Below are 19,701 nucleotides of genomic sequence, written 5' to 3'. Positions count from 1 at the left end.
TCAGGCAGCGCTTCCACGGGGCGACAACCGCCGTTCCAACGCACGTTGCACGGCGATGAGCAGCGAGTTCAGGATCAGGTAGAGGACGGCCGCCGCCCCCAGGATTTCAAAGGGGCGGTAGGTCAGCGACACGATGCTATAGGCCTCGGCCGTCAACTCCGGCACCGAGACGAGCGCCGCGAGCGACGTGCCCTTCAGCATCAACGTCAAGTTCGACATCAACGGCGGCAGGCTTGCGCGCATCGCCTGCGGGAAGACGATCCGGCGATACATCCGCCGCGACGGGATGCCAAGCGCCCGGGCCGCTGCGAATTGTTCGGGCGGCACCGCGCGCAGCCCCGCCGCGATGAAGGTCAGGTTGTATCCGGTGCCGGATGCGCTGAGCGCCAGGATCGCCGAGGGCACCGGGTCGAGAAAAATACCCAGTGCAGGCAAGGCATAATACGCGAAGAACAACAGGACCAAGGTCGGGCAGGCGCGCATCGTCCAACTGAATGTGGCAACGGCCAGCGCCGCCGGGCGCGGACCGAATTCGTAGATCACCGCGAGCGGCACCGCGAGCGCCAACGAAATGCCGGCCGTGGCGGCGAAGATCGCGACCGTGTTCCAGGCCCCCCACAGCAGCGCGGGAGCATGGGCGAGGATCATATCCATGCTCAGGTCACCCGCCGGCCAAGCTGCATGCCATAGCGCCGCGTTACCATGACCTCGACCGCCATCAGGATGCTGCTGAGCAGGATGTAGACCAGCAGCGCGATCACCATCGGCTCGAAGGCACGCTGTGTGGATTCCATCACCAGCCGCGCCATCCCCATGATGTCGGTGACCGAAATGGCCGACACGATGGCCGTCCGCTTTAACGCACCGCAGGCATAGGTGACGTAGGACGGCAGCACCACGCGCAGCATCTGCGGCAGGATGATGCGGCGATACATGTGCGTGCGCGGCAGGCCCAACGCGCGCGCTGCCTCATACTGCGGTGCGCCGACCGCGGCGAAGCCGCCACGGAAGATCTCGTAGTCGTAGGCCGTGCCGATGCAGGCGAGACCCAGGATCGCGATCGCCGTCGCCGGCCAGTCCAGTCCCAATTGCGGCAGGACGAGGTAGCAGAACAGCAGCACGATCAGTTCCGGCAGCGACCGGAAAAACCAGCTATAGGCGCCAAGCGCGAAGGCCACGGGCCGCGGCCCGACCTTTTCCAGCAACGCAAAACCCAGGCCGACGACCGTGCCGATACCCGTGCTGGCCAGGAACACGCCGAGCGTCGTCAACAAGGCGCCGCCGAACAGCGGCAGCATCCCGAGCAACCGGGAGGGATCGAATGCGAGACCGTCCATGTGTCGTTCAGCCCGTCCAGGCGCCCTCGCGCTCCCGGAAGGAACGGATGAAGCGCGCGGTCTCGGGCTGCGTCGGGCGTTCCAGGATCACCGCGGGCGGACCGGATTCCACGATGCGCCCGCCGGCCATGAACACGACTCGGTCGGCCACGCTGCGGACAAAGCCCATTTCATGCGACACGATCACCATGGTCATACCCTCCTGCGCCAGGGCGCGGACGGTGCGCAGCACTTCCTCGACCAGTTCGGGGTCGAGGGCGGAGGTGACCTCGTCGAACAACATGACGCGCGGTTCCATCGCCAGCGCGCGCGCGATCGCGACACGTTGCTGCTGGCCGCCCGAGAGTTGCGCGGGATAGTGCTGTTCCCGGTTCTCCAGCCGCACCTTGGCCAGAAGATCACGCGCCAGGGCCACCGCCGCGTCACGCGACAGGCCGCGCACCGCCATCGGTGCCTCGATGATGTTCTCCAGCGCGGTCATGTGCGGGAACAGGTTGAAGGACTGGAACACCATGCCGACGCTGGCGCGGTAGCGCAGAACCTCCGACTCCGGTGCCGGGCGCGGCCCACCGGGGCCTTGCCGCACACCGACCGGCACGCCGTCCAGCAGAATCTCCCCGGCATCGGCGCGCACCAGCAGATTCAGGCAGCGCAGCAGCGTGCTCTTGCCGCTGCCGCTGGCGCCAATCAGCGCGACAACCTCACCGGCATGGATGTCGAGGTCCACGCCGGCCAGCACGTCCGTCGCGCCGAAACGCTTGGTGATGCCACGCGCGGCCAGCACGATCGGCCGTTCGGCATCGGGCTGCATCATTCGCGCACCAGGCTCCAATCAAGGCTGGCGCCGAACCACTTGTCGGTCATCTCCTTCAACGAGCCATCGGCGCGCCATTCGGCGATCAGCGCATTCACGCGGTCGGCCAGCGCGCGCTCGTTGCGGTTGATGACGACGCCGGAGGTGGTGATGCTCAGGGGCTCCGACAGCACCTCGATGCCCGTGCGGCCCTGCGACACCAGGTAGGTGGGCGTGAGGAAGTTGCCGATCAGATAGTCGATCCGGCGATTTTCCAGGTCGAGCAGAAGCTCCGTCCAGCCGGGGTATTCACGCGCCGGCAGCACGCAGGCCTCGCCAAGTTGCTGGCGCGCCGCGCCGATCTCCACCGCGCCACGCACCGCGCCCGCACGCAGGCCGCAGATGTCCCGCCAGCCGTTGATGCGCGTGTCGCCGCGACGCTTGGTCAACGCGATACCATTCACCAGGTAGGGCGCCGACATGATGAAGTCGGTCGCCGCGATCCGCTGCGGCGAGCGCGAGACGGAAGAGGCGACCATATCGAACCGGTTGGCGATCAGCCCCGGCAGCATGGCGGAAAAATCCAGCCGCACGAATTCCACCGGCACGCCGAGCGACGCACCGACACGGCGTGCGAAATCGATGTCGTAACCGATAAGATTACCGCCCGTATCGATCATCGTGGAGGGTGAGGAGGAGCCGGTCGTCCCAACCGTGAGCACACCGGGGCGGACCAGCCCGGATGTCGCATCCTGCGCCATCGCTGGCGTCGCCTGCAGCATCGACAGGCAGATCGCCGCCATGGCGGGCAGCGCGGTGAAAAGGCTTCGTCGCAACATGTCGGTGGCTCCTTGGGACGATGGAACATCGCGCCGTGACAATAGGAAAAACTAGCAAGTGTCGTGCCGAACGGTAAGCGCAATCGCACGTCAATCCATGGCGGAGATCAACGCGGCGGCACGTTCCGCGATCATCACGGTCGGTGCATGCAGCGCCGCATTCGGGATGCGCGGGATGATGGAGGCATCGGCGACGCGCAGCCCCTGGATGCCGCGCACGCGCAACGCCGCATCCACGACCGCCGTCGCGTCGCTGCCCATGCGGCAGGTGCCGCAGTAATGGTACGCCGTGCCGGAAAGCGCGCGTATCTCGGCCTCCGGCGACGCCGGCGCACCACGTTCCGGCACCAGGCCACGCATGGCGGATTGCGACATGATCTCACGCGTGACGGCAATGGCACGCGACAGGATGGCGATGTCGCGCGGATCGCTGAAGGCGCCGGTCCGGATGCGCGGCGGTGCCAGCGGATCCGCCGAACGCAAGGTGACATCGCCGCGGCTGAACGGCGTGCCCTGCTGCACCGCAAGCGTCACGCCATGCTCGCGCGGCAGCAGGCCGAGGCCGCGCGCATCGCCCGCCGGCATCAGGGCCGGGCTCATCACCACCTGCGCATCCGGTGCAAGCAGCGCCGGGTCGGTGCGAAAGAATCCTGCCGCGGCAAAAAGCCCCTCCGCGAGAATCCCGCGCCTTGCGGTCGCATAATCCACCGCCGCACGCAGCGCGCCGAGCGGCGTCACGTAGCGCGCGAGGGAGTCCGGCGCACCCCCACGGTAGCGCAGCGGGAACGACGGATGGTTCTGCAGGTTCCGCCCAACCTCCGGCGCATCGACCTGCACCGGAATGCCGCATGCGGCCAGTTGGGCCGCCGGACCGATTCCCGACAGCAGCAGCAGATGCGGCGTCTTCAACCCACCCGCCGTCAGGATGATCTCCCGTTCGGCACGGAGCAGCACCACACCCCCCTGCCCCGTCACCTCCACCCCGATGGCGCGACCGCCTTCGCAACGGATGCGCAGGACACTGCGGCCCGTCAGCACGGTCAGGTTCGGGCGGTGCAACGCCGGCTCCAGATACGCCGCCCGCGTGCTGGAGCGGCGGCCGCCGTCGATCGTCACATCCGTCAGGCCAAAGGCATCGACCGCATTCGTGTTGAGATCATCCAGGATCGCGAAGCCGGCACTCGCCGCCGCCTCAAGGAAACGTGCCGGCAAGGGCGATGCGGGCATCGAACGGCGCACACGCAGCGGCCCGTCGCCGCCATGCCAGTCCGAAGCACCACGCTCATTCGTCTCCGCCCGCCGGAAGAACGGCAGCACATCGGCAAAACGCCAGCCGGGCTCTGCCCAGGCGTCGTAGTCATATGCATGGCCGCGCGTGTAGACCATGCCGTTCACGCTGCTGCCGCCCCCCAGCACACGCCCCTGCAACAGCACCGGCGGCCGTCCATCGAGACCAGTCTCCGGCTCCGACGGGTGCCGCCACATGTGCCAGGCGCCACGGGCCGCGAAGGCGCCCAGACCAGGAATGGTCAGCAAGGGGCTGCGGCTTGCACTGCCTGCCTCGATGAGCGCCACGCGGCAGTCCGGATCCTCCGACAGCCGCGCCGCGATCACGCAGCCGGCCGCGCCGCCGCCGACGATGATGACGTCGAATGTCATGCCGTGCAGCGTGCCCCGGCGTTGCTGATCGGCGGCCACGCGATCATGCTGCGGCGCGGGGTGTGAACCCGATCCGGCACAGAGGCTTTGAAGCATGCGCATAACGGCGGTACGGGCATGGCTGCTCGATATTCCCCTCGCCACACCCTTCGTCATTTCCCGTGGTGCCGTCCACAGCTTTCGGAACTTGGTGGTGGAGATCGAGACCGACGACGGCATCCTGGGCTATGGTGAAGCCGTCCCGGTGTCGCTCCGCGGCGACCCGATGCGCTATCTGCGCGCGGTGGAGCAGGACTTCGCCCCACGTCTGCTCGGCCGCGATCCCGGTGATATCGAGGCAATCATGGACCGGCTGCTGCAGATGGAGGGCGAGGGCATCACCGCCGCCGCGGCCGGCGTGGACCTGGCGCTGTGGGATATCCTGGGCAAGCGCCTGGATGTACCCGCCTATGCGCTGCTCGGCGGCCTGTGCCAGGATGGCGCGTTGGTGGACTACACGATCAGCGTGGCCCACCCCGCCGTGATGGCCGATGCCGCGCGGGATGCGTCGATGGCCGGCTTCACCGGCGTCGTCGTCAAGGTTGCCTGCCGCGACATCGCAACCGACGTTGCCTGCACGCGCGCGGTCCGCGCCGTATTGCCGGATAGCGCCACCTTGCGCGTGGATTGCAACGGCGGCCATGACCGCGACGGGGCGCTGGCTTTCATCCGCGCGCTCGACGGCATCGATGTGGAATTTGTCGAACAGCCGGTCGCCGCCGCGGATATTGAGGGCCTGGCGTTGTGCCGTGGCCACGGGATGCGGATCGCAGCGGATGAAAGCCTCAATACCCCCGCGGACGCGCTGCGCCTGGTGGCGGCCGGTGCCTGCGACGTGCTGAACGTGAAGGTGCCCAAGGCGGGCGGCTTGCTGCAATCCAAGCGCGTCGCCGCCATCGCCGCGGCGGCGGGGCTGCCGCTCGTCGTGGGCGGCGGGCTCAGCTACGGTATTTCGCGTTTTGCCAGCCAGCATCTGGCGGTCAGCAGCACCGCCGCCTGCGGCGTCTGCCATGAAGGGCCGGGCCCGGCGTCCCAGTCGCTGACCGACGACATCACCCTGCCGGTCGTCACACGCGCGCCGTTGCTGGCGCATGGCGGGCGCATGCCCGTGCCTGCGGCACCCGGCCTCGGCTTTGCGGTGGATCGCGCGAAGCTGTCGCACTACGCGAAGCGGTCGGGGGCGTAGGGAGCGAGCGGCACCGGCGATGGCGCATCGGCCACAAGCGCCGCGACGATACGCCCGGTCATCGCGGCGCCCGTCAGCCCGACATGGCCATGACCAAAGGCATGGAAGGCATTCGCCGCGCGGCGGCTGCGGCCGATCACCGGCAGGGAATCCGGCGTGCTCGGCCGCAGCCCCATCCATCGGGTGATCGTCTCGTCCTGGCGCAGCGCGGGAAACAGGCTGCGGCCAAGCGCAAACAGTCCATCCGCCCGCCGCCAATCCGGTGCTGTATCGGCGCCCGCGAATTCCGCCGTGCCGGCGAAGCGCAGCCCGGTGTCCATCGACGCGGCAAAGACCTTGTCGGCGGTCGAAAACACCGGCCGGCGCAGGCGGATGCCGCAATTCTGCACCTCCGCATGGTAGCCGCGCTCCGCTTCGAGCGGCACGCGGTCACCCAGCCGCGCCGCCAGGCGTCGCGAATGCGCGCCCGCCGCAAGGATGACGGCGTCGGCCTGGATGTCCCCCGCTTCGGTTCGCACCGCCGCCACCCGACCGTCGGTGATTGCGACGTCATGCGCCGCCTGCCGCAGCAACCGCCCACCCTGCCGTTCCAACGTGGCAGCAAACCGTTGCATGAGCCGCCGCGGGTCCGGGCAATGCGCATTGCCGGGCACCAGCCGTCCGCAACGGAAGGCGGGGTCCAGCGCCGGCTCCAGATCAAGGACCTCGGGCCCGAGCGGCGTCGCCTCGATGCCGAGCGCCGCCCGCCGGCGCCAGGATGCCGCCTCGGCCTCCATGGTGGCGATCGATCGATAGACGATCAGGTGACCGTCCTGGCGCATCAGATCCGCCGCATCGGCATAGGCTAGCAGCGGCGCATAGACGGCTGGCGCATCGGCGGTCAGCGCGCGCAGGGCGAGCGTCGCGGCCTCCGCCCGCGCCGGCGTCGCGCTGCGCAAAAACCGCCACAGCCAGGGTGCGAGCGCCGGCAGATGGCGCCAATGGATCGCCAGAGGCCCCAGCGGATCGAGCAACCAGCCCGGCACCTTGCGATGGATGCCGGGCACGGCGGTCGGAAAGATCGAACTGACGCTGATGCCGCCGGGATTGCCCATCGTGGCACCCTCCCCCGGGCCCGCCGGGTCTAGGATTGTCACGTCATGGCCCTGCATTTGCAGCGTCAGCGCGCAACACAACCCAACCGCGCCAGCCCCCACGACCACGACCCGCATGGTCAGCCCCGGCCGGCCAGCACAAAGCGGCGGTCGTCGAAGCCGACGGGCATGACGCCGAGCGCCGCGAGGGCGGCGACGCGATGCGGCATCAGCACGGGGCAACCCAGCATCGCCTCCAACCGCGCGGCCAGGCCTGGCGGGTCGCGGTCGGCCATGCCCAGGCCGTAGCTCCAGACCACGACCAGATCATGCGGCTTGCGCGACAATTCCTCGGCGGCGGGCATGATATCGCCCTCGAAGGACGCGTAGTCGATCTCCAGGCGATCGGCGAAGGACTGCTGCCGCCAGAGGTCCACATCCTGCCGCGCGTGGCCGACGGAACTGGTCAGGCCGAAACGAAGCGGCCCCGCCGCCGCATGCACGCGATCCGCGACGGCGGCGCGCATCAGCGACGCGGGCTTCACCAGCGGCACCGGGCAGCGGAAGGCGTCCTCGGCGAAATCGGTCGCGCAGCACAGCAGGACCGCATGCGCACCGCGCGCAACCAGCCGGTCGATCGCCGCCTGGAAATAGGCCAAGGCCCAGTCCAGCCGGACATAGACATGCGCCCAGCCATCACCCAACCGGTTGCCTGTGGCGCCCGGCACGCGGACATGCGCGCCAAGCCGCGCCTCCGTTTCGCCGCCCAGGTGCTGGCTGATCTCGGGCCATTCCAGCCCTTCCAGGATATGCTCGTCGATCACATCCAGATCGACCCCGAGCGTGGCGGCCAGGCCCTTGTGATAGGCAGGGTATTCGATACGCGGCCCATGGCCCGTGGTGACGACGCCGAGGCGCATGGTGGCAATTCCCAAGATGTTGAGACAGCGCATATGCCAGGCAAGCCTGGCTGCGCAATCATCGCATCAGCGACGGCGATCCCAGACATCTGGCTGCACCAGATGCGGCGGCCGGCGGCCGGCCAGCACGTCCAGGATCTGGTCGGCGCATTGCAGCGCCGTCTCGCGCAGCGCGTCATCGGTCGCACCGCCCAGATGCGGCGCCAGCACCGCGCGGGGTTCGGCCAGCAAGGCGTCATCGACAGGGGCGGGTTCGACGGCAAAGACATCCAGCCCCGCGCCGGCGATACGCCCCTCACGCAAGGCCAGCGCCAGCGCCGCGCCATCGACCAATTCGCCGCGCGCCGTGTTCACCAGGATCGCGGTCGGCTTCATGGCCGCCAGTTCCGCCGCCCCGATGGTGTTGCGCGTATCCGGCCGCAGCGGGCGATGCAGGGACACCACGTCGGCCTGGCGCAGCAGCGCGTCCAGGCTGGTCGCACGCTCGGCGCCGGCCTCGGCCAGCGCGGCATCGGGGGCGCCCGGCGACCAGACCAGCAGCCGCATGCCAAATCCGGCGCGGGCGATCTGCGCGGTCATACGGCCGATGGTGCCGAAGCCGACCAGGCCCATGGTCTTGCCGTGCAATTCCAACATCCCGGGCGCATAGCGCAGGTCCCAGTTCCCGGCGCGCACGGCGGCATCGGCTTCCGGCACGCGGCGCGCGACGGCCAGCATCAGCGCGATGGCATGTTCGGCGACCGAACGCGCATTGGCGGTCGGCGTGAAGATCGTGGGAATGCCCAGAACAGCCGCGTGCGTCAGGTCGATCTTGTTGGTGCCGACGCCATGATTGGCGATGACCTTCAATGCGGTCGCCGCATCCATCGCCGTGGCATCCAGCCCGGCGTTGCGCGTGATGACGGCATCGCAGCCGATGATTTCGCGTGCGATGGTTGCCATGTCGGCAGCGGTCGCGATGCGGGCTATGACACCCCCGTCGCGAAGGCGTTCCAACCCGGCGGGATGAACAGGCTGAACGATGAAGCAGGTCGGCATCAGGATGATTGCACCATGACAAAGTTGACGAATACGCTGAAGGCCAAGCTGGCCGACGGAAAGGTGGCGTTGATCGCCACCTTGCAACTCGCGCGCAATGGCGACACCGCGCGCATCTTCGCGGCCAGCGGGTATGACGCGCTGGTGCTGGACCGCGAACACAATCTGATCCCCGAGGATGCGGTCGCCGACATCCTGATCACCGCGCTTTCCGCCGGCATCGCCCCGCTGGTGCGGCTGCCGGATGCGGCCCCCGGCCCGATCGGCCAGGCGCTTTCGGCCGGCGCCCTCGGCGTCGTGATCCCACGCGTTGAGGACGCCGAAACCGCCGCCACCATCGTCCGCGCCGCGACCTTTCCACCCGCCGGACGCCGCCCGGTGCCGCCGAACTTCCCGCATTTCCTGCGCAACCCGATCGGCCAGGCCGATGCGGTGGCCCAATTGGCGTCGGAATCGATGGTCGTCGTCATCATCGAAACCCTGGCCGGCGTCGCCGCGGCCGATGCCATCGCGGCCATCCCCGGTGTGGATGTTCTGTTCCTGGGCGCGTCCGACCTGATGACCGACATCGGCCGGCCCGGCGCCAAGGATGATCCGGCCTTGTGGGATGCCGCCGCGACCGTCGAAGCCGCCTGCCGCCGCCACGGCAAGACGGCCGGCATGGGCGGGCTGACCGAGGAAGCCCAACTCGCCCGCGCGATCGGCTTGGGCATGCGATACATCTCGGCCGCGCATGACGCGAGCCTGTTGCAGACGGCCGCCACGGCACGCGCCGGCCGTCTGCGCGGCATCTAGGCCGCCCGCGCGGCGGCCGAAGGCAGCGCGAAGGACTGCATCGTGATGGGCGCGGTGCAGTCGCTCAGCAACCGGCCATAGCCTTCGATCCTGTCTGGCAGGCCCAGCATCCGCAGGCAGGCCCAGAAGCAGGACTGGTTGCTGGTCACCACCGGCTTGCCCAGGTCGGCCTCGATCTGGGCAATCACGTCCAGGGTCGGCAGGTTGGTGCAGGAGATGAAGATCGCATCCGCATCGGGCCGGTCGCAGGTGCGCGCCATGCGATAGACGTGTTCCGGCGGCACGCGGCCGATACCGCGGCGTTCTTCCTGCGTCTCACCCAGGTTCAGCCCGTGCAGCGAGGCGACTTCGAACCCGTAGTCCTGCAGGAAGCTGCGCTCGCTCTCATTGACGAAATCGACATAGGGCGTGGCCACCGCCACGCGCCGCGCGCCCAGCGCACGCAGGGCCGCGACCACGGCCCCCGCCGTCGCCAATGCCGGCGCCTTCGCCCGCTCCGTCAGGTCCTGCACGATATCCTGCAGCGAACAGACGATGGAGCCGGAGGTGCAGCCATAGGCGATGACATCGACTTCGGCCGTCGCCAGGTCGTCGGCGGCGGCTTTCACCGCCTCCGCCATGCTGAAGTAGCTTTCGCGCGTGGCCTTGCCCAAGGCCGTCGCGCGCGCCGTGTGGATCGTCACGCCCTTGGGGGCGAGGCGGTAGAACTCAGGCTCGTTGATCGTGTTGGTCGAGGGCACGATCAACCCGATCTTCCCGCGCCAGCCATAGGGGGAGTAGTTCGAAACCGCCTTCATGGTCGCTTCCTTTCGCGCTCAGGCCTTCAGCACCATCGTCGAAAACCGTTCCGCCGCCTCGACGCCATAGGCGAGGGAGGCGTCCCAGATCTGCGCGCCCTTGGCGGCGGAGGCGAAGGTCGGATCGCCCTGGATGCCGAGCGGCGAGTAGTCGGAGATATCCGAGAAGACCATGAAGCTGGACTTGCCCAGCGCGACCTTGCCCGAGGACACCGTCTTCACGCCATCGGTGAAGGCGCGCAGCGCGGCGGGGGCCTTGGCCTGGTCCATGAACACGAGTTCCGGGCAGACATGCATCGCGGCGGAGGTGACCATCTCACCACCATGGCCGGTCGGCGCCTGCTTGGACTCGTAGGTCACGCCCGCGACGTCGCGCATGATCGAGAACACGTCGATCAACCCGCCCACCGCGCCATGGTCCTTACGCAAGCGGCGGCACACGCTTTCCAACGGCCCCAGCGATCCGGCGTGGATGTTGATGAAGAAGAAGTGCCGGAACCCCTGCCCCGCCAACCCGTCGCAGACCTGCGCGACATAGGACTCGATCGTTTCCATGTTGGCCGAACAGGTGCCGGCGTAGTCGAGGAACATGTGCGAATAGTTGAACGGAATGATCGGCGTCACGGCGAAGCCGGTCTTCTCGCCGATCTGCGTCGCATAGGCTTCGCAGAGGCGTAGCTCGGTCCCCATCGCGAGATGCGGGCCATAGCATTCCGTGGCGCCGATCGGCACCAGCACGGTGTCATGCCTGGTCAGGTATTCGGTGACGTGGGTCGTCGGAACGTGGTCGATGCGCATGACAGGTCCTTACTGGTTCCAGGGCCGCGTCGCCCAAAGGGCGCGGTGGGTGGCATTCGCCTCTTGCAGGTAGGCGACGTATTCGGTGGAGGGCAGGAAGCGCAGCGGCTGGAAGGTCCGCTCGCTGACCGCACGGAATTCGGGGTTTTGGAGCACCCGGCCGACCGCGGCCGACAGGCGTTCGGTCACTTCGGGCGGCAGGCCGCTCGGTGCGCCGATGCCGCGCAGCGACCCGCCGCGCAGGTCGTAGCCCGCTTCCTTGAAGGTCGGCACGTCGGCCGCCATGGCGGAACGATTTTCCGACATGACGCCCAGGGTCCGCCAGGGTTGCGCCTGGGCAAAGGTCAGGCTTTCGCCCAGGTTCGCCGTGGTCACCTGAAGGTCGCGCCGCAGCAGCGCCAGCGCGGCCGGGGCCGCACCGGCGTAGCTGACCGGTTCGAAGCGGATGCCGGCCGCCTGTTCCAGCAGCAGCATGCTGATATGCCCCGCCGAACCGACGCCCTGGGTGCCGACCGTGACTTCACCCGGCCTGGCCTTCGCCGCCGCCACCAGGTCGGCGATGCTGCGGATCGGGCTGTCGGGATGCACGGCGAAGGTCGCCGGGTCCTCGACCACGCCCGCGATGAAGGTGAAGCTATCCATCGTCCAGCGTGGCGAACGCTCGATCGGGATGGTTACGATGCCCGGCGTGTTGATGATGCCGATGGTGTAGCCATCCGGTCGTGCGCTGGAAATCGCGGTCAGCCCGATCTCGCCACCCGCGCCGGCACGGTTCTGCGCAACGACGGGCTGGCCGAGGTCCCGTTCCAGGAACTGCGCCATGGTCCGGGCCGATACGTCGGTCCCGCCGCCGGCGGCGAAGGGCACCACCAATTGGATCGACCGGTCGGGCCAGGCCGCGCGGGCCAGGCGGGGTGCCGCAAGCAAGGCGGCGGTCGCGCCAAGCAGCGCGCGGCGGGTTGTCGTCATCGCGGTCATGTCCTTCATCGGTTCCAGGGGGTCGTGGCCCAGAGCGCGCGCAGCTGCGCGTCCATGCCCCCCAACAATTGAGCGTACTCATCGCCCTTCACGTAGCGGATGGCCTGGGTCGCGGCCTCCATGGCCGCGCGGTATTCGGGGTCGGCCATCACGGCATCCAGCGCATGCATGATTTCGGCCACGATCTCCGGCGGCGTCGCGCGCGGCGCGCCCAAGCCGCGCAGCGAACCGGTCTGCACCGGGAAGCCGGCCTCGGCGAAGGTCGGGATGTCGGGGTGGCTCGCCATCCGTTCGGGGGCCATCACGCCCAGGATGCGCCAACGCGCCCCGGAGGCATCGGTGCCACCTTGGGCAAAGCCGATGGCCTCCCCGAAATTCGCCGTGGCGACGGTGATATGCCCGCCCAGCAGCGCGGTCGCGACCGCGGAGGAGCCGTTGTAGGGAATGTGCTCCGCCGTGACGCCGGCAACGCTGCCCAGCAGCAGCATCGCGATATGCCCCGCGGACCCCACGCCCGCGGTGCCGTAGGTGACCATGCCGGGCCGCGCCCGCATGGCCTCCACCAGCGCCTGCACGGAACCGATCGGGCTGTCGGATCGCACCGACAGCGTGCCCGGGTCATCGACAAGATTCGCCAGCGGCACGAACCTGTCCAGGCGGAAGCGCGCGGCGCGTTCGATCGGAATCGTCAGCACGTTGGGGGTATTCAGGATGGTCAGGACCGTCCCATCCGGGGCCGCATCGGCCCCCGCGGCCATGCCGATCTCGCCACCCGCGCCAGGGCGGTTCACCACCACCACGCCGCGCCCGCCCGTGTGCTTGTCCAGGAAGCGGGCCAGCAGGCGCGCGGTCACATCCGTGCCCCCGCCGGCGGCGAAGGGCACGATGATCTGCACCGGCCGTTCCGGCCAGGCAGCATTGGCCGTTGCCAGAGGCAGCGCCACGAACAGGAACAACACCAGCAATCTGATCGACATGGGGCCCCCAAGAGTCCGGGCCGTGTTGTCGTCCAGCGTCCACCTCACGCCACCCTCCCTCATGCCGGCCGTGAACGGATTGGCTGGAGATCGTCCGGGCTTGCCCGGCGATGGTCGACGCATGGTATACCGGCCAGCGACCGCGACCGGCAAGTGGGCATTGGAGGGCTTTTTCTGTGTCTGACGAGTTTGACGGCGTCCTGGCCGCCCCTGCCCGGGGTGCCGGCAGCCTGGCCTATGAAAAACTTGTCGAAATGCTGCTGAGCCGCCGCCTCAGCGCCGACACGCCGGTGGCGGAACGCCGGCTTGCGATCGAACTCGGCGTCTCGCGCACGCCGCTGCGTGAGGCGCTGCACCGGATGGAGGGCGAAGGCCTGCTGCTCCGGCGCAGCGACGGCACGCTGACCGTGCGGCGCCTGGACATCGAGGAACTGCTGGAAGTCCTGAACGTCCGGCGCCTGCTGGAAGTGGAGGCAACCGGTGCCGCGGCCGGCGCCATCCCACGCACACGGCTGGAGGCCTTGCGCGCCCGTGTGCTGCGGCTGCTGGAGGAAGGCGACCCCGAAAGCCCGGAACGCCTGGCGCTCGACCTCGCGATCCACCAGGCGATTGGCGAGGCTTGCGGCAACCGGACGCTGGCCGGACTGATTACCGACCTGCGACGGCGCACCCAGTTGCTGGCGACCCGCCGCACGCCGGAGCGGCTGGAGCCCGTGTGCGCCGAGCACCTCGCGATCCTGGATGCCCTGGCGGCGGGCGACGCGCAGGCGGCCAAGGCGGCGATGGCGGCCCATGTGGACAGCACCCGGGCGGGCATCCTGCGCCGCTTGCTCAGCACCTAGGACAGTGTAACCAGATCATCAGAATCACGACCGGCCTTCCCTCGGAGCCTTTTCACCGCTACCTGCGGGCAGACTGCTGCTGCGCGACCGGACCTGCGCGCCAATATCTCGATGCAACCTGAACCTCGGTAACCATGAGCCTGATTCACGCTCCGACCCCTCCCGCGGCCGATGCCGTCACCACGCAGACGGACGACACCGTCCTGTGGCTTCATGCCGCATTCTGCGAAATGGGGCTGCCGATCCGGGCCGCCCGGGGGAACTGGCGCCGCGATATCGGCACCGGGTCGCTTCGCATCGAACCAGGAACGCCCGAAGAGGCCCCGCCGAGTGGGCGGACCCTCCGGCTGGTGCTGATGCATATCTGCGATGCCGCCATGCGCGCGAACAGCGTCGTGGTGGCGCTTGGGGACACGGCCGCCGCCTTCGCGGATCGGATCGGCGGCGATGCGAAGGCGCGCGACCTGGCCGACCAGACGCAGCGCATGCTGGCGGCGAAGATCTCGGTCGCGGTGGGTGGTGGCCCGGAATACACCATGTTCGATGCGCGCAGCCGCTCGCGCGTGGACAATCCGGAATGGCGGTCCAGCATCCGCCTGACCAGCCGGTTCCTGACGAGCCTGGCCGATCACGCGATCGCCCTTGACCGCCGCGTGGTGAACGAACTGTCCGACTCCCCGCTCGCGCTGGATGCCTATGCGTGGATCCGCTTCTCGCTGCATGGCGAAACGCCGGACAGCACCCTGACCACGTCGTGGGATGAATTGCTGAAACGGTTCGGCACCGCCTCGCAGACCGTCGCCTCCTTCAGGACCGCCTTTGAATTGGCCTTGCGCCTGGTCTTCGATGCGGATCATTCCATCGAACTCGCGGTCGATGATGAGGGCGTGAGCGTGCGACAGGCCGCCGAGGAGCAGGCCGAGGCCGCGGCCGATGTCCCCCCGGCGCCAGCGCCCGCGCCGCCGGCACCAGAGCCCGTGGCGGAGGTCGTCGCCCCCGTCAGCATCGCCCCCCCGCCAGCACCGCCCGAACGCCCACATCCCAGGCCCGCCCGCAACCACCCGGCGCCCACCGCCCCGGCGCCATCCGACGAAATCACCCAGGACAGCATCTGCCTGGCCCGCCACCTCACCGGCCTACCGCAGGGCATCTGGCTGCGGCGCGGATATGGCGATCCCAGCGTCCTGATCGGCGTCACGCCCGGCGCACGTTTCGAACCCGAAAAGCTGACCGTCCTGGCGATGGAGCCGATGGTCCTGCAGGTCAGCGGCGGCCTGTACCAGCAGGATTTCGACCGCGTTTCCGCCTGGGTGATGGCGAACCGCGACCTGATCGATGAATTCTGGGAGGGCGGTATCACCACCTTCGAGGAGATTAACCGTCGCGTGCGCAAGGCCCCCGCCCCCGGCTGGCGCTGACACGCCCGCGCTTTAACCGGCTGTTCAAACGCCTGCGCCACACTGTCCCGGATACGCGCCGGCTCGCCTCGCCCCGCGCGAAAAAAGGGCAGCCGACCATGATGCGCCTCACGCGGCTGCAATGACGACCGCTGGCCATGCCGGGCTGCTGGCACAAATCCATGGCCCGGGCGGTTGCCTGATGCTCTACCCTGATCGCCTGCACATGGTGCGGCACGGCCCCTGGTTCACCGCGATCAACCTGGTCTTCCATCTGGAACGTGAGATGGAGACGACCATCCTGTTGCGGCGCCTGACCGGGGTGCATGTGGTCCGATCGCTGCTGCTGGTGCAGTTCCTGCGCTTCACCTATGCGGGCTGCCCGCATCCCAGCGGGCATTACCTGCGCGATGCCTTCGCGGAAAACGCCTTCCTCGCCAGCTTCGTCGACAACCGGCCGCTCCTGGCCTTGCAGCATGCGGTGACGGCGGCGGCCGAACGCGCCTGATCAGGCCCCAGGTTGGGCTGATGGGCGAAACCAGCGGGTGGAACGGAAGGGCCAGAATCCCTCGGCGCGGGGGGCGAGGGATTCCGACTCCGCCATCGCCGTGGCACGGCGGCGTGCTTCGGCCATGGTCACGTCGGGGCCGGCCAGGCGGCGATAGAGTGTCGCCGCCTGCGTTACGTCCTGGCTGCCGATCTTCCCCGCACGATCCTTGCGAGAGGTGAGGAAGGCCGCGACATCCCGCGCGCCCGCCCGGCCGCCGGCAACGCCCCGCCTCGCGCCCGCCGCCTCCAGCGCCTCGCGCGCAGCCTGGGCCGTCAGGCCGTAGCGCGTGACGCCCTCGCTCAGCAGCGCCAGTTCCGCCGAAGGATCGAGCGGCGCGCCGGCCCTGACCCGCGCGAGCTCCGCAAACCCCGCCGCATCGGCCTGGGCCATGTCGCGTGCCACCGGCGCGATCTCCGCCCCCTGGCCGCGCGATGCCGCGGCGATGCTGACGGCGGCGGGGCCGAAGCCTTCAGCGCGAAAGCCTTGCGGCACGCAAGCGGCGCAAGGCAGCACACGGACAGATCCGTCGAGGTCCATGAGCTTGATCTCGACCAGCAGATCGGGATGCCGCGCCCGCACGGCCTCGGCGGCCTGGTTCAGTACCTCGGTGTGTTGGCGAAATTCCTCCGCCGGATCAGCGGCCAGGCTGCGCCCGGCCCATAGCGTCATCGCACCGCAATCGCGATGGTTCAGGAAGGTGACCTTGCGGATGCCGTGCATCTGGCGCGACGCGGCCAGATTGTCCCAGAAGGCCGCATTCCAGGCCGGGCGATTGGTGTCGATCGCCGCCAGCGCGGCACCGGCGATACGCATTTCGCTGTAGCGATCGGTGCGTCCCAGCGCGTTGAAGTAATGCGTGGTGTCATCGGTCAGCCGCGGGTCGATGCAACTGACGAGGAAGGTGTCCGCCTTGGTCGGAAGCGCGCTGGAAGCGATCATCGGTCGGTCCTTTTTGGACGGGGATCAATACACCTGCTCCACATGCGACACCCCGGCTAGGCGGTGGTGGATGTGGGAATACGACAGCCCGGCGGCGTAAAGCAGCGCCAGCACGGACAGCAGCAGCAACCGGGTCCCGCCCATGTCCGGGCCGTCCGGCAGCAGCGGCGAAATCGCCATGAAACCGGCAAAGATCGCGCCCGTGACCAGCAACACGCCGCGCCGCTTCAGCACGCCGATGACCGTGCCCCAGATGAGGCCATGCAGCAGCACCAGCATCAGCGTGACCGCCAGCTTGGCCCAGAACCCCCCCGCCCCCAACCAGAACCAGTGCCACCAGGAATGACCGCTGGGGTTGTAGACGGCGAAGACGGCGAAGAAGCTGAACAGCACCCGTGCGACCACGCCCTGCCAGTCGAACCGAGTCGTCACGGCACACCCGCCCGCGCGGTGGCCAGTTGGATCAGCCTTGTCGCCGCGGTATCGGCGCGCAGCCGCATGGCGACCTGGGCCCGCCAGGCGACCAGGACCGGCGGGGCGTTCAACCCGTCCATCGCGGCATCGGCGGCCAGGATGTCACCGCGGGCGAGTGCGGCTTCGGCCTGCCGCGCGGCCTCCAGCGCCGGGCTGCCGCCCATGCCGATGGCGGCGCCCAGGCGCATCGCCCGGGCCGCCAGCACGGCGAAATCGCCATTCGGATGGAAACCGGCCTCGTAGGCGATCGTCGCCTCGGCCACCGGGGGGAAGGCCTCGGCCAAGGCGCGCGGCATCGGTGCGCCGGAAGCGGCCAGGGGCGCGATCCCGCGCAGCAGCAGTGTCAGTTCGGCATCGCCCTCGGCCAGCGACAGCGCCAGGGCGTAAGGGCGCGGAAAGGGCGCGCTGCGCGACAGATGCGGCAGCAGCAGTTCGACACCGACCATCGCCAGCCGGTCCTGCGGCGCGATCAGCGCGGGCTGCGGCACGCCGCGCGCCACGGCCGAAACCAGCGCCGCCGCCGACAGCAGGCAGGCGAGCAGCGCGAGCGGCAGCAGCAGCGCCTCCCGGCGCAGGCGTGCGGTGATCCGCCGCAGCCGCGCGGTCAGCCGCATGGCCCCGCCCCCGCCCGCATCGCCACCAGTCGCGCGGACAGCGCCGTGGCCGTCGCGATCCCCGATTGCCCGGCGATCCGCGTCTCGGCCGTGGCGATCGCGGCCAGGGCCTGCGCCTCGAACTCCGTCCGGTTCAACGCGGCATCGATACGGTTCAGCAGCCAATCGATACCCCAGGACAGGCCGACACCACCGGCCACGCCAACAGCCACGCCAGGCGCGCCGCCGACCGCGAAGCCAAAGGTGCCGCCGGCCGCGATCAATGATCCGGCTTCGCTCGCACGGACCGCGACCGCGCCCATGCGCGCCGCCATGGGGCGCATGGAGCGCAGGAAGATCGCGGGCGGCTCGCTGCCGTCGCCGATCACAAGGTCGAGCGGATCGTCGGGGGCCAGGGCGACCAGCGCGGGAGTCATCGGCACGCCGGCGGCCGCCAGGTCGAAGCGGGCGGTCACCGCCATGGCCAGCCCAGGCACGACGGGGCTGGCCAAAACCGGGCTGCCGGTCGCCAGGAGCACGCCCGCGCCCGCCAAGGCTGCGGCCCAGGCGGCGTCCACGATATGTCCCGCATGCTCCAGGTCATCGGCCAGCCGGCCATCGACCTCGGTCGGTGCCAGGACCCGTTCGCGGAACGCCTGGCGCATGGGTTCGGAGATTTCCTGGCCGATCCGCTCCAGCACCGGCGCCTCATCGGCAACCGACCCGGCCAGGCCTTTGCCCAGCCGCCAGAGCACGCGGTAGGAGGTGACGTAGCTCTGCACCCAGTCATAGGCCCAGGCCGAATAGGCCGGCACCTGTTCACGCGCGACGGCGAAACGGGCGGAAGCCGCGTCCTGCATCAGCCGGGCGGCGACACCCGGCAGGCGCGCGGCCTCGGCCTCCAGCGCCGCCTGGGTGCGCGCCAAACGGACCGGATCGACCGCTCGGATCGTGCAGGTGCCGTCGCCAAGGCGGAGCGCGACCGGCACCGGTTGGGCGTCGGCCGCAAAAGCCCGCATGCAGGCGATCAGCGTCAGGCTTGCCAGCAGCAGGTGCTGCGGGGAGTGTGCGGCATGGACATGGCGACGATGCTGGAACCCCTGGCGCTGCTGCTCGCAGGACTGCTCGCGCTGGGGATGGTGCGGCTGGGCGCTCTGCAATACGGGCTGGTGGCGCCGCATGATGCGGAGGCCGTGCCGCTGCTGCATGTGCTGGCCGCCGGCACCGGGCTTGCCGGCGGCATCGCGCTGCTGCTGTCCATGCCCGACCTGACCGCCTTCCTGCCGACGCGGATCTTCACCAACGACTCGCCCTGGTCGGTGACGCTTGGCGGGATCCTGGGCGGCTATGCGCTGCCACGGCTGGTGACGCTGCGCTCGCTGGTCGCCGCCCTCGGCGGTGACGGCGGCCTGGCCCAGGTCGCGGCCGGCTGGATCGCGGTGGCTGGGCTGCTTGCCGGGGCCGTCCTTGCAACGCGCCTGTGGCACGGGCGCGATCGGGTGCGGGCCATCGCGGCCTTCGTGTTGCTGGCTGTCTGGACCGCGCTGATCCTGCACTACGCGGCACACTTGGCGGTCTGGATGATGACCCAGTTGAATTTTTGGCTCTTCGCCGTGGCGCTGGTGCTGTTCCAGCACTGGCGCTATCGCGCGCCCAGCTCGGGACACTAGATCCTGC

Annotated in this window: 22 protein-coding genes; 6 read left to right on the top strand and 16 right to left on the bottom strand. The window is 69.2% G+C overall.

Going from position 1 to position 19,701, the window contains the following annotated elements; translation table 11 throughout:
* The 5 genes from ACQW02_RS10585 to ACQW02_RS10565 form a co-directional block, all read right to left on the bottom strand.
* The gene (locus ACQW02_RS10585; RefSeq protein WP_431285208.1) at positions 1 to 654 is read right to left on the bottom strand and encodes an amino acid ABC transporter permease; all 654 of its coding nucleotides are present in this window, start codon (positions 652 to 654) and stop codon (positions 1 to 3) included.
* A gap of 2 nt (positions 655 to 656) precedes the next feature.
* The gene (locus tag ACQW02_RS10580; protein ID WP_431285207.1) at positions 657 to 1,337 is read right to left on the bottom strand and encodes an amino acid ABC transporter permease; all 681 of its coding nucleotides are present in this window, start codon (positions 1,335 to 1,337) and stop codon (positions 657 to 659) included.
* 7 nt (positions 1,338 to 1,344) lie between these two features.
* Positions 1,345 to 2,151 (bottom strand): amino acid ABC transporter ATP-binding protein, encoded by an 807-nt coding sequence (locus ACQW02_RS10575; RefSeq protein ID WP_431285206.1) that lies wholly within the window; start codon positions 2,149 to 2,151, stop codon positions 1,345 to 1,347.
* A complete protein-coding gene (locus ACQW02_RS10570; protein ID WP_431285205.1) occupies positions 2,148 to 2,969 on the bottom strand; it encodes a substrate-binding periplasmic protein in 822 nt (273 codons plus the stop codon). Before ACQW02_RS10570 ends, ACQW02_RS10575 begins: the two co-directional genes overlap by 4 nt.
* Before the next feature lie 90 nt (positions 2,970 to 3,059).
* Positions 3,060 to 4,667, bottom strand: coding sequence for a GMC family oxidoreductase (locus ACQW02_RS10565; RefSeq protein ID WP_431285204.1), 1,608 nt, complete (start codon positions 4,665 to 4,667; stop codon positions 3,060 to 3,062).
* A 55-nt stretch (positions 4,668 to 4,722) separates the two neighbouring features.
* On the opposite strand from ACQW02_RS10565, the gene ACQW02_RS10560 reads away from it, so the two are divergent.
* Positions 4,723 to 5,853: a mandelate racemase/muconate lactonizing enzyme family protein gene (locus tag ACQW02_RS10560; protein WP_431285203.1), complete on the top strand. Its 1,131-nt coding sequence runs from the start codon at positions 4,723 to 4,725 to the stop codon at positions 5,851 to 5,853.
* Here ACQW02_RS10560 and ACQW02_RS10555 read toward each other — a convergent pair.
* From ACQW02_RS10555 to ACQW02_RS10545, 3 genes are all read right to left on the bottom strand, one after another.
* Entirely contained in the window at positions 5,829 to 7,064 is a 1,236-nt protein-coding gene (locus ACQW02_RS10555; RefSeq protein ID WP_431285202.1) for an NAD(P)/FAD-dependent oxidoreductase, read from the bottom strand. The two genes, ACQW02_RS10560 and ACQW02_RS10555, sit on opposite strands and share 25 nt — an antisense overlap.
* A 2-nt stretch (positions 7,065 to 7,066) precedes the next feature.
* Positions 7,067 to 7,846, bottom strand: a complete 780-nt coding sequence (locus tag ACQW02_RS10550; RefSeq protein WP_431285201.1) for an AroM family protein — start codon at positions 7,844 to 7,846, stop codon at positions 7,067 to 7,069.
* A gap of 66 nt (positions 7,847 to 7,912) precedes the next feature.
* Positions 7,913 to 8,884 (bottom strand): hydroxyacid dehydrogenase, encoded by a 972-nt coding sequence (locus tag ACQW02_RS10545; protein ID WP_431285200.1) that lies wholly within the window; start codon positions 8,882 to 8,884, stop codon positions 7,913 to 7,915.
* 15 nt (positions 8,885 to 8,899) lie between these two features.
* Here ACQW02_RS10545 and ACQW02_RS10540 point away from each other — a divergent pair, with 15 nt between their 5' ends.
* Positions 8,900 to 9,679 (top strand): HpcH/HpaI aldolase family protein, encoded by a 780-nt coding sequence (locus ACQW02_RS10540; protein WP_431285199.1) that lies wholly within the window; start codon positions 8,900 to 8,902, stop codon positions 9,677 to 9,679.
* Here the strand turns inward: ACQW02_RS10540 and ACQW02_RS10535 are convergent.
* Genes ACQW02_RS10535 through ACQW02_RS10520 form a run of 4 tightly spaced genes read right to left on the bottom strand, consistent with a single transcriptional unit; the run spans position 9,676 to position 13,229 of the window.
* Positions 9,676 to 10,476 (bottom strand): maleate cis-trans isomerase family protein, encoded by an 801-nt coding sequence (locus ACQW02_RS10535; protein ID WP_431285198.1) that lies wholly within the window; start codon positions 10,474 to 10,476, stop codon positions 9,676 to 9,678. The genes ACQW02_RS10540 and ACQW02_RS10535 overlap by 4 nt on opposite strands.
* A gap of 18 nt (positions 10,477 to 10,494) precedes the next feature.
* Positions 10,495 to 11,274, bottom strand: coding sequence for a creatininase family protein (locus ACQW02_RS10530; RefSeq protein ID WP_431285197.1), 780 nt, complete (start codon positions 11,272 to 11,274; stop codon positions 10,495 to 10,497).
* A 9-nt stretch (positions 11,275 to 11,283) separates the two neighbouring features.
* Positions 11,284 to 12,243, bottom strand: coding sequence for a tripartite tricarboxylate transporter substrate binding protein (locus ACQW02_RS10525; protein ID WP_431285196.1), 960 nt, complete (start codon positions 12,241 to 12,243; stop codon positions 11,284 to 11,286).
* Positions 12,244 to 12,257: 14 nt separating this feature from the next.
* The gene (locus ACQW02_RS10520; protein WP_431285195.1) at positions 12,258 to 13,229 is read right to left on the bottom strand and encodes a tripartite tricarboxylate transporter substrate binding protein; all 972 of its coding nucleotides are present in this window, start codon (positions 13,227 to 13,229) and stop codon (positions 12,258 to 12,260) included.
* Between the two features lie 176 nt (positions 13,230 to 13,405).
* Here ACQW02_RS10520 and ACQW02_RS10515 point away from each other — a divergent pair, with 176 nt between their 5' ends.
* The 3 genes from ACQW02_RS10515 (at position 13,406) to ACQW02_RS10505 (ending at position 15,976) form a co-directional block, all read left to right on the top strand.
* On the top strand, positions 13,406 to 14,071 hold the full coding sequence (locus ACQW02_RS10515; protein WP_431285194.1) for a GntR family transcriptional regulator: 666 nt from the start codon (positions 13,406 to 13,408) through the stop codon (positions 14,069 to 14,071).
* Between the two features lie 134 nt (positions 14,072 to 14,205).
* Positions 14,206 to 15,489, top strand: a complete 1,284-nt coding sequence (locus ACQW02_RS10510; protein WP_431285193.1) for a replication protein RepA — start codon at positions 14,206 to 14,208, stop codon at positions 15,487 to 15,489.
* A gap of 121 nt (positions 15,490 to 15,610) precedes the next feature.
* Positions 15,611 to 15,976, top strand: coding sequence for a hypothetical protein (locus tag ACQW02_RS10505; protein WP_431285192.1), 366 nt, complete (start codon positions 15,611 to 15,613; stop codon positions 15,974 to 15,976).
* Here ACQW02_RS10505 and ACQW02_RS10500 read toward each other — a convergent pair whose 3' ends face one another.
* Genes ACQW02_RS10500 through ACQW02_RS10485 form a run of 4 tightly spaced genes read right to left on the bottom strand, consistent with a single transcriptional unit; the run spans position 15,977 to position 19,043 of the window.
* Positions 15,977 to 16,957 (bottom strand): hypothetical protein, encoded by a 981-nt coding sequence (locus ACQW02_RS10500; protein WP_431285191.1) that lies wholly within the window; start codon positions 16,955 to 16,957, stop codon positions 15,977 to 15,979. It abuts the gene before it with no gap.
* Between the two features lie 24 nt (positions 16,958 to 16,981).
* Complete coding sequence (locus ACQW02_RS10495) at positions 16,982 to 17,389, bottom strand: DUF6524 family protein (RefSeq protein ID WP_431285190.1); 408 nt, start codon at positions 17,387 to 17,389, stop codon at positions 16,982 to 16,984.
* Positions 17,386 to 18,045, bottom strand: a complete 660-nt coding sequence (locus ACQW02_RS10490; protein ID WP_431285189.1) for a hypothetical protein — start codon at positions 18,043 to 18,045, stop codon at positions 17,386 to 17,388. Before ACQW02_RS10490 ends, ACQW02_RS10495 begins: the two co-directional genes overlap by 4 nt.
* Positions 18,036 to 19,043, bottom strand: a complete 1,008-nt coding sequence (locus tag ACQW02_RS10485) for a hypothetical protein (protein WP_431285188.1) — start codon at positions 19,041 to 19,043, stop codon at positions 18,036 to 18,038. Before ACQW02_RS10485 ends, ACQW02_RS10490 begins: the two co-directional genes overlap by 10 nt.
* A 54-nt stretch (positions 19,044 to 19,097) precedes the next feature.
* On the opposite strand from ACQW02_RS10485, the gene ACQW02_RS10480 reads away from it, so the two are divergent.
* Complete coding sequence (locus tag ACQW02_RS10480; protein ID WP_431285187.1) at positions 19,098 to 19,694, top strand: hypothetical protein; 597 nt, start codon at positions 19,098 to 19,100, stop codon at positions 19,692 to 19,694.
* Positions 19,695 to 19,701 lie beyond the last annotated feature (7 nt).

Origin of the sequence: Humitalea sp. 24SJ18S-53 (assembly GCF_050632385.1) — a bacterium.
GTDB lineage: Bacteria > Pseudomonadota > Alphaproteobacteria > Acetobacterales > Acetobacteraceae > Humitalea.
The sequence above is the reverse complement of the archived record's forward strand: the minus strand, read 5'-3'. Positions and strand labels throughout refer to the sequence as shown.

Excerpts from the sequence above, each read along its gene's own strand:
- ACQW02_RS10525 (WP_431285196.1), bottom strand. The coding sequence starts at position 12,243 with ATGACGACAACCCGCCGCGCGCTGCTTGGCGCGACCGCCGCCTTGCTT.
- ACQW02_RS10505 (WP_431285192.1), top strand. The coding sequence starts at position 15,611 with ATGACGACCGCTGGCCATGCCGGGCTGCTGGCACAAATCCATGGCCCG.
- ACQW02_RS10530 (WP_431285197.1), bottom strand. The coding sequence starts at position 11,274 with ATGCGCATCGACCACGTTCCGACGACCCACGTCACCGAATACCTGACC.
- ACQW02_RS10480 (WP_431285187.1), top strand. The coding sequence starts at position 19,098 with ATGGACATGGCGACGATGCTGGAACCCCTGGCGCTGCTGCTCGCAGGA.
- ACQW02_RS10535 (WP_431285198.1), bottom strand. The coding sequence starts at position 10,476 with ATGAAGGCGGTTTCGAACTACTCCCCCTATGGCTGGCGCGGGAAGATC.
- ACQW02_RS10570 (WP_431285205.1), bottom strand. The coding sequence starts at position 2,969 with ATGTTGCGACGAAGCCTTTTCACCGCGCTGCCCGCCATGGCGGCGATC.
- ACQW02_RS10490 (WP_431285189.1), bottom strand. The coding sequence starts at position 18,045 with ATGCGGCTGACCGCGCGGCTGCGGCGGATCACCGCACGCCTGCGCCGG.
- ACQW02_RS10555 (WP_431285202.1), bottom strand. The coding sequence starts at position 7,064 with ATGCGGGTCGTGGTCGTGGGGGCTGGCGCGGTTGGGTTGTGTTGCGCG.
- ACQW02_RS10550 (WP_431285201.1), bottom strand. The coding sequence starts at position 7,846 with ATGCGCCTCGGCGTCGTCACCACGGGCCATGGGCCGCGTATCGAATAC.
- ACQW02_RS10510 (WP_431285193.1), top strand. The coding sequence starts at position 14,206 with ATGAGCCTGATTCACGCTCCGACCCCTCCCGCGGCCGATGCCGTCACC.
- ACQW02_RS10580 (WP_431285207.1), bottom strand. The coding sequence starts at position 1,337 with ATGGACGGTCTCGCATTCGATCCCTCCCGGTTGCTCGGGATGCTGCCG.
- ACQW02_RS10485 (WP_431285188.1), bottom strand. The coding sequence starts at position 19,043 with ATGCGGGCTTTTGCGGCCGACGCCCAACCGGTGCCGGTCGCGCTCCGC.
- ACQW02_RS10500 (WP_431285191.1), bottom strand. The coding sequence starts at position 16,957 with ATGATCGCTTCCAGCGCGCTTCCGACCAAGGCGGACACCTTCCTCGTC.
- ACQW02_RS10540 (WP_431285199.1), top strand. The coding sequence starts at position 8,900 with ATGACAAAGTTGACGAATACGCTGAAGGCCAAGCTGGCCGACGGAAAG.
- ACQW02_RS10545 (WP_431285200.1), bottom strand. The coding sequence starts at position 8,884 with ATGCCGACCTGCTTCATCGTTCAGCCTGTTCATCCCGCCGGGTTGGAA.
- ACQW02_RS10520 (WP_431285195.1), bottom strand. The coding sequence starts at position 13,229 with ATGTCGATCAGATTGCTGGTGTTGTTCCTGTTCGTGGCGCTGCCTCTG.
- ACQW02_RS10575 (WP_431285206.1), bottom strand. The coding sequence starts at position 2,151 with ATGATGCAGCCCGATGCCGAACGGCCGATCGTGCTGGCCGCGCGTGGC.
- ACQW02_RS10585 (WP_431285208.1), bottom strand. The coding sequence starts at position 654 with ATGGATATGATCCTCGCCCATGCTCCCGCGCTGCTGTGGGGGGCCTGG.
- ACQW02_RS10560 (WP_431285203.1), top strand. The coding sequence starts at position 4,723 with ATGCGCATAACGGCGGTACGGGCATGGCTGCTCGATATTCCCCTCGCC.